The organism is Clostridium senegalense JC122 (genome assembly GCF_000285575.1).
GTDB classification, from domain to species: Bacteria; Bacillota; Clostridia; order Clostridiales; family Clostridiaceae; genus Clostridium_J; species Clostridium_J senegalense.
Window position 1 is genome coordinate 216,825 of the sequence record NZ_HE611053.1, and the last position, 8,404, is coordinate 225,228.

The following is an 8,404-nucleotide window of genomic DNA, read 5'->3' on the forward strand; positions in this document are numbered from 1 at the left end:
ATAAATTTAATTTTATCTTATTTTCTAAAGCTATATTAATTTGGAATTTTAGTTCTAATTTAATATAGCTTTTTATATTTGTATCTTCGTTTTAATTTTATGAAAACAGGATAAAATCTACAATATATGATATAATTTTAAAATAGCTTATTTTTTAGTAAGTTAAAATTAAAATAGTTATTATAGAAATAATAAGGAAATAATAAGGAAATTTTTTGTTTTGTGAATCATATTTTTTACAAAGTATATCTTATTGTAATTATTATTTTTTATGTATTATAAAAAAATTGCAAGTGGTGATAAAATGAAAAGTGTTATATTAGCGGAAAAACCTTCAGTTGCTAGAAATATAGCTGAGGCATTAAAGTGTAAAAGTAGGAAAGACGGATATATAGAAGGAGAAAACTATATAATAACTTGGGCCTTTGGTCATTTGCTAACGTTATATGATTGCAAAGATTATGACAAGGCATTAGCATTATGGAGCTTTGAGAATTTTCCATATATACCAGAAAAGTTTAAATATAAAGTTAAACCAGATGATAAGAATAGAGGTAAAGAGGATAGCGGTGCAAAAAAACAACTTTCTATAATAAAATCTTTAGTTGAAAGAGAAGATGTAGAAAAAATAATATGTGCAACAGACTATGATAGGGAAGGTGAACTTATAGGTTTACTAATTTTTGATTATATTAAAGCTAACAAACCTATATATAGAATTCTCATAAATGAATGGACAGAGGATGAAGTTAAAAGAGGTCTATCTAATTTAAAAACTAACGAAGAGATGGAAAGTCTTCAAAGCGCTGGTTTGAGTAGACAATTAACTGATTGGGTAATTGGTATAAATTTTACTTCTGTTGCAACAATGAAATATTGTAGGGGTAAAGGTAATCTTTTGAATATAGGAAGAGTATTAATGCCTACATTAAAGATGGTTTATGATCGAGAAATGAAAATAGAAAAGTTTAACTCTGAAAAATTTTATGAACTTTATTGTGAGTTTGAAAATGATAATGGTAGTTATAAAGGAAAGTTTTTTCATAATAAATTAGAAAAGTTTAAAAATAAAGAAATGATGGAAAAACTGAAAAAGGAGATTGAAGGTAAAGAAGGAAAGGTCATAGAGAAAAAAATAGAAATAAAAAAAGAAAATCCAGGACCATTATTCAATTTAACTAACCTTCAAGGATATGTAACTAGTAAGTATAAAGGATATACTGCTGATAAAGTTTTAAAGGTATGTCAGAGTTTATATGAAAAAAAATATATAACTTATCCTAGAACATCAAGTACTGCTTTAGAAGAAAGTCTAAAAGATAAAGCAAAAAAAGTTTTAGACACTTTAAAAAAAGGATTATCTTTTGAAGATGAAATTAAATTTGTAGTTACCAAAAAAGTTTTTAATAATAGTAAGGTTGAAAGCCATAGTGCTATAATACCAACTTATTTAAAACCTAAAGATTTAAATAAAGAAGAAAAGGAAGTATATGAATCTATAAAAAATAGATTTATAGCTCAATTTATGGAAAGTGCTGAATTTGAACATACTGAAATAATAACCTCTGTAAAAGGAGAAAATTATGATAGGTTATTTATATCTAAAGGTAAAATTTTACGAAAAGAAGGCTATTTAAAAGTTGAGAAATATAATGGAAAAGATGAGTTACTACCTAAAATTGAAAAAGATGAAATTGTACAAATGGTAGATATAAAGGTTGAAGAAAAGAAAACAAAACCACCAGCTCATCATACTGAAAAAACATTACTTAAAGCTATGGAAACCTGTGGTAAAAGTAACAATAATAATAGTGAGGAAAATGAAGATAAGGATACATCCTTGGTTTTAGCGGGATACTCTATAGGAACTGCAGCTACAAGAGCAGAGACTATAAATAAGTTAAAATATGCAGGGTATATAACAACCAAAGGTAAATCTCTCCTTATAACTGAAAAAGGAAAAAAACTTATAGAAACTTTTCCAATAAAAGAGCTTTTAGATACTGATTATACTGGAAGAATGGAGAAGGCTCTTGCAGACATGGAAAAAGGTAAGTTTAATAAGGATACTTTTTTGAATTATATATATAAATTCACTAAAGAAGGAGTAATAAAAATAAAACGTCATAGAGCTGAGCTTATATGTGATACTAGAAAATTGAAATAAAAAATCTGTCTCAAGGTGGTGTTAAAATCTACTTTGAGATAGATTTTTTTATTTGCATAAATTTAAATTTTTTTTAAATAAGAGGAGTAAAAAATAAGCTCTTTGATTTTATAACTTGTTTTTATTTAAAAAATATATTATAATTTATGCTGTTGCTATTTATTCAAAAAAGGTATAAGTTAAAAGTATTAATTTATATCCATAATTTATAAAAAAATAATTACAGAAATTTATAAATTAATGAATAAATTAGAATTTTTTATACAAAATAATTTATGAAAAAGATTAATTTGATAAAAACTATTAAATTTAGATTAAAAGGAGTTTTTGATGTGTCGAGAATGATTTTTGGTTCTAAGGGAAAAAAGATAAGAAATAAAAGAAATAGGAAAATTTTAGCTAGTATAGCTTTAGGGTTATTAACAATAATTTGCATGTCTGATTCTAAGAATAGCCTTCAGAAAGATACAGTGGTAGCTAAAAATGATACTAAAGCTTTGAATTTATCAGGATTTAACAATAAAGAAAATCTTAAAACTGTAAAAAATAATGATGAAATAAATATAGCCTTAAATGACTTAGAAAAAGATGACTCTAAGCTTTCAAGAGGTGGAGATATAGATGAAAAAGCAATTTCTAAAGAAAAATCTTTAGATGATAATAGTGATATAGTTAGAGGGGTTGCAGTAAGCTCACAAAAGGAAATTGTTAAATCAGCTAAGCCACAGATTGAAAATTTAGATTGGTTTAGTAAGGCTCAATATGTATATCCAATAGGTGCCATTGCTGAAGTTGAAGATGTTTATACTGGTAAAACATTTAAATTAAAACGTACTTTTGGAACAAATCATGCAGATGTTGAAGCATTGACAAAAGAAGATAGTGATGTTATAAAAAATGTATGGGGTGGAAATTACTCTTGGGAAAGAAGACCGGTTATAGTTTCTGTAAGTGGTAAAAGAATAGCAGCATCTATGGCAGCGATGCCTCATGCAGGGAATGATGCTTATCCAGCTTTAGCTGAAGCACCGGATTTATCAGGAGGATACGGAACTGGTCAGAATTTAGATGTAGTTAAAAATAATGGAATGGATGGTGTATGTGATTTACACTTTTTAAATAGTATGAGACATAGTGATGGATCAATCACAGAAGGCGTAGATGAAGAACATCAAAGATGTGTATCTATAGCTGCAAGTAAAAAATAATTAATAAATATACATATAAAAAAAGTGATATAGTTGTACTGTATCACTTTTTTATATAAAACTTTTAATTTATATCTTTACTAAAGTTGTTTACAAAATTAAAATATATATAATATATAGTTTGCTTTATTGAAAACAGCACTGATTTTTAATCAGTGCTATTCAAATATAATATACTATTTTTATCTATAAAATCTAACAGATCTTCTTTTACGATCTTTTCTTTTATTTATAAATTTTAATATAATAACAATTAGAGCTGTTATTATAGCAAGTACTACTATGTATATTAGTATGTTTTGTTTAACTAAATCCATCTTTGATATTGTTGGATATAAATCATATTGATTTGTAGTATCTTTAATTTTTACAGTAACTTTACCTATAGGCTTATTTTTATTTAATTTCCAAGCGCTACCATCATTAAGTTCATATTTAATTTCAGGTTCTAATGATGTTTCATAAGCTAATACATCTTCTTTTACTGTAACTGGAACTCTTATGGTTCTCTCAGGTCCTAATAAAGGAAAAACCTTATACTTTAAAGTTTTACTCTCAAGTTCAGTATCCTTTGCTAGTAGTGACTTTTTCTCTGCATTATAGCTATAATCAGCTAATTTGGCAACATCTTCAAAGACTTTGCTATCTTCTGGAAGATTATATTCAGAGTTAAGAACTACTGTTGCAATTTTACGACCATCTCTTTCATATACTGAAGCTAAGCATCTACCAGCTTTTTCAGTATATCCAGTTTTACCACCTATATTTCCATTTTCACCAAGAATTTTATTTCTATTTTCAACTTTAGCAGTTGGTCCATTTGTAGATTTTACTTCAGATTCTTTTTTACCTAATATAGAACTTGTCCATTCGTTCTCCATAACAGCTTTTAAAAGTATTGATAAATCATAAGATGTTGTTAAATGATCATTTATGTTATCATCTAATCCATTAGGTGTTACAAAATGAGTATTTGTCATTTTCAACTCTTTAGCTTTATCATTCATCATCTTAACGAAATTATCTACAGTCCCGCCAATGTTTTTAGCAATCATATAAGCTATGTCATTTCCAGAATATAAAAGTAAAATATCCATTGCATTAGCAGCGGTAAAAGTATCTCCAGGAGTAACTGGATGAACATTTAATCCGTATGAAAAAGGTGCTTCATTTAATGCCTCTTTAGGATAAGTAAGTAAATCATTTTTCTGCTTATTCTCTGCTAATAATAATGCAGTCATAAGTTTAGTTACACTAGCTGGAAACATTTGATTATCTATATTTTTAGCGTATATGATATCATTAGTTTCTAAGTCAACAGAAATAGCAGAAGTACCTATTAAATTTAATTCTTCAGATGCTTCTTTTGCTAAAACTGTTGTTGAAAAAATGGAAGTAAATATCAAAGTGGATGCAATGATTTTTTTAAGCTTCTTCAACGTTCTCTTCTCCTTCACTATTTTAAATTTCTACATAAGTATAGCATTTAAACTAATATTCAACAAGTTGTATAAGTAAACTTTATCTTTTATTAAAGGCAATTTCTGTTATAAATTTAAATATAACTTTAAATTTTAAAGTTATATTTTAGATATTAATTTATTTTCAATATAATTTTATGTTTATAGAAATATATTGAAAATAACATTGTGATTTTGTAATAATAATATTAAAGGATTAAAAAAGAGTAAATTTATAGAAGGTGATTTTATGAAAAGTATAGTTCTTATTACTGGAGCTACTAGTGGAATTGGAATGGAGTTTGCTAAAATTTTTGCAAAAGAAGGATATAATCTATTTTTAGTTGGTAGGAATGAAAAAGTGCTTTCAAACTTAAAAAGGAGTTTAAGAAAAGATTTTAATATAAATGTAGATGGTTTAATTGTAGATTTAAGCAAAAGAATAGAAATTGAAAATCTATACGATTATATAATTAAAAATAGCTATACAGTAGAAATTTTGATAAATAACGCTGGTCTTGGATATAATGGAGAATTTAATGATATAAGTATAGATAAACATATTCAAGTTATAGATGTAAATATAAGAGGATTAACTATATTAACAAGCTTTATTATTAAAGATATGAAAAAAAGAGGAAAAGGCAAAATTCTAAATGTAGCTTCTACTGGTGCATATCAGCCGGGATCATTTATAGCTACATATTATGCATCTAAAGCATATGTATTATCTTTTTCTTATGCACTAAAAGAAGAATTAAAACCATATAAAATAACAGTTACGGTCCTATGTCCTGGTGCTACAAAAACTAATTTTTCTAAAAGGGCAGGAAAATCAGATTTAAATATAGCAATGAATCCATATTATGTGGCATATAAAGGATATAAAGGTTTAATGAAAGGAAAAGGGAATGTAATCCCTGGGGCAATGAATAAAATTGCAGTGTTTTTATCTAAAATATCTCCTAATATAGTAAATAGCAAAGTAGTTGCAAACATTCAGTATAAGGCTTATAAAAATTATATAGATAAAAAAGATAATTAACAAATTAACAACTAGGGCTATATAAAACTAGTAAATGGTTAATACTTATAATAGCAAAATTTAAAAGCTTTAATAATTTTAAAAGGAAGTGTTATTATGAGTTTAGATAAAAATTTTTCCATGTGCTTTCCACCACAACATCAAAAAATTCAACCAGGTAAAGAGTGTGAGATGATCCCATTACCAATATTTCAGCTAGATGAATATAGTTTTTGTGGAAATAGATTAAAAGATAAAGTAGCAATAATAACTGGAGGAGATAGTGGAATTGGTAGAGCTGTTTCAATAGCTTATGCTATGGAAGGAGCTAAAGTTGTTATAGTTTATTTAAATGAGGAAAAAGATGCAAATTTCACAAAAAAAATTATTACAGAAAATAATGGTGAATGTCTTCTTATAAATGGAGATATTGGTGATGAAAAATTTTCTAATGAAGTAGTAAAAAAAACTATGGATAAATTTTCAAAAATAGATATACTAGTCAATAATGCAGCTGAACAACATGTTTGTGAAAATTTAGAAGATATAACAAAGGAACAATTCGAAAGAACTTTTAAAACTAATATGTTTGGTGCATTTTATTTAACTAAAGAAGCGGTAAAACATATGAAAAGTGGTTCAGTTATAATAAATACAACATCAGTTGTTGCATATCATGGACATGAAACTTTAATAGATTATTCTTGCACTAAAGGAGCACTTACATCTTTTACTCGTTCTTTGGCATTAAATTTAGCTAAAAAAGGAATAAGAGTAAACGCCGTAGCACCAGGACCAATTTGGACTCCACTTATACCAGCATCCTTTGATGAACAAAAAGTTTCTAAGTTTGGTAGTCAAACAGCATTGAAAAGGGCAGGTCAACCGGTAGAACTTGCAGAATCATATGTATTTTTAGCTTCAAAAGGTGCTTCCTATATAACTGGAGAAACAATACATGTAAATGGAGGTGAAATAGTAAATAGCTAAAAATATAAAATTAATAAATATTAAATAAATAACATTGATTATCTTTATAATTAAGATAGGGGGATTTTATGAAATTAGGAAGAGATTTTTTTAATAGGGATGCTAGAGTAGTAGCAGAGGAGCTTTTAGGAAAAATTTTAGTTTCGAATTATAATGGTAAAATCTTAAAAGGAAAAATAGTAGAAACAGAAGCATATATAGGTGAAATAGATAAAGCATCTCATGCTTACGGCAGAAAAAGAACTAAAAGGACTGAGCCACTATATGGCGAGCCATGCACTGCATATGTATATTTTATATATGGTATGTATTATTGTTTTAATATAATAACCAATAAAAAAGATGTTCCAGAAGGGGTACTTATAAGAGCCATAGAACCTATAGAAGGTATTAATATTATGTCGAACTTAAGGTTTGGAAAAGATTACTCTGACCTTAATAAAAATCAAATGAAAGTTTTAACTAATGGTCCAGGAAAACTATGTATTGCTATGAACATATCTAAAGATGATAATTATGAAGATATGAGTAAGAGTAATAAAATTTATGTGGAAAATAGCAAAATAGATAATTTTGAAATAATAAAAACTAAAAGAATAGGCATAGATTATGCAGAAGAAGCAGTAGACTTTTTATGGAGATATTACATAAAAGATAATAAATACATATCTAAAAAGTGAATCTAACTAAAGCTTTTTATATCATTTACTGTAATTAATAGTCATATATATATATTATTAAGACAAAAGGGTGAATTAATATTGAATGATTTATTGACTACAGTACCTTTGTATTTAAATGGGGGATTAATACAAGATTTATCAGGGCTTTTAATTGATGGATATATACAAACTAAAACACTTAAATGTATTACAGAAGACATGGGAAATGCAAGACTTGAAAAGTACTTAAAAGATACTAATAAAATAGAAAAAGATAAAAGTCCAATAGGCCTTGATGGTACTAATGAAGGCTTAACAAGAGGAACATTGGATGGTAGGGCAATTAATCGTGAAGAATATAGTATTAGTAAAACCTATGCCACATTTTCATTTTTCAGACAAGTTAGAGAATCTATGAATGATAATAATATGTATAGTGTAATAAATAGTAAAGATATAATTTTAGGCAAAGTTAAACCTGGAAATCATGTAGAATTCTATGGGGTTGTAAGTAGTATGTCTATTCTTTCAAATATAAATGAAATGATAGATACAATAAGTTGTTATGATATAACTTTATTAAATGGACTTTTACCAAAAGATACTCTAATAAATTATAATACTATTATAAATCAACTTAATATGATAAAAAAATATTTAACTTTAAACAACACTTTTGATATGATAATGGACTTAGGTTGTTGTAAAGCTATAATAAATGCTCATAATGATAATTTTATATCTAAAACCACTCATAGTTATGATTTTTGTAATTGTAATTGTACAGTTATGGGCAAAGTAATATGTGTTTGCAATAAAAATCAACATGTAGATTTATTAAGAAAATCATGTAATGGAGATTTTTTAGAAAACTTATATTAAATATGAAACCT

At 26.4% G+C, this 8,404-nt stretch carries 7 protein-coding genes; 6 read left to right on the forward strand and 1 reads right to left on the reverse strand.

Features of this window, described 5'->3' with window-relative positions:
* The first annotated feature begins 304 nt into the window (after positions 1-304).
* Together CSGHG_RS15065 and CSGHG_RS22110 are read left to right on the forward strand one after the other, a co-directional pair.
* The gene (locus CSGHG_RS15065) at positions 305-2,167 is read left to right on the forward strand and encodes a type IA DNA topoisomerase (protein ID WP_010297015.1); all 1,863 of its coding nucleotides are present in this window, start codon (positions 305-307) and stop codon (positions 2,165-2,167) included.
* Positions 2,168-2,508: 341 nt separating this feature from the next.
* Entirely contained in the window at positions 2,509-3,375 is an 867-nt protein-coding gene (locus CSGHG_RS22110; protein WP_010297019.1) for a hypothetical protein, read from the forward strand.
* Positions 3,376-3,557: 182 nt separating this feature from the next.
* On the opposite strand, the gene CSGHG_RS15075 is transcribed toward CSGHG_RS22110, so the two are convergent.
* Entirely contained in the window at positions 3,558-4,814 is a 1,257-nt protein-coding gene (locus CSGHG_RS15075; RefSeq protein ID WP_010297022.1) for a D-alanyl-D-alanine carboxypeptidase family protein, read from the reverse strand.
* Between the two features lie 271 nt (positions 4,815-5,085).
* Between CSGHG_RS15075 and CSGHG_RS15080 the strand changes: the two genes are divergently transcribed.
* The 4 genes from CSGHG_RS15080 to CSGHG_RS15095 all read left to right on the forward strand — a co-directional run bounded on the left by CSGHG_RS15080 (position 5,086) and on the right by CSGHG_RS15095 (position 8,393).
* A complete protein-coding gene (locus tag CSGHG_RS15080) occupies positions 5,086-5,880 on the forward strand; it encodes an SDR family NAD(P)-dependent oxidoreductase (protein ID WP_010297026.1) in 795 nt (264 codons plus the stop codon).
* 96 nt (positions 5,881-5,976) lie between these two features.
* Positions 5,977-6,849, forward strand: coding sequence for an SDR family oxidoreductase (locus tag CSGHG_RS15085; protein ID WP_010297028.1), 873 nt, complete (start codon positions 5,977-5,979; stop codon positions 6,847-6,849).
* A 68-nt stretch (positions 6,850-6,917) separates the two neighbouring features.
* Positions 6,918-7,529, forward strand: coding sequence for a DNA-3-methyladenine glycosylase (locus CSGHG_RS15090; RefSeq protein ID WP_010297031.1), 612 nt, complete (start codon positions 6,918-6,920; stop codon positions 7,527-7,529).
* Between the two features lie 81 nt (positions 7,530-7,610).
* On the forward strand, positions 7,611-8,393 hold the full coding sequence (locus CSGHG_RS15095; RefSeq protein WP_010297036.1) for a hypothetical protein: 783 nt from the start codon (positions 7,611-7,613) through the stop codon (positions 8,391-8,393).
* Positions 8,394-8,404 lie beyond the last annotated feature (11 nt).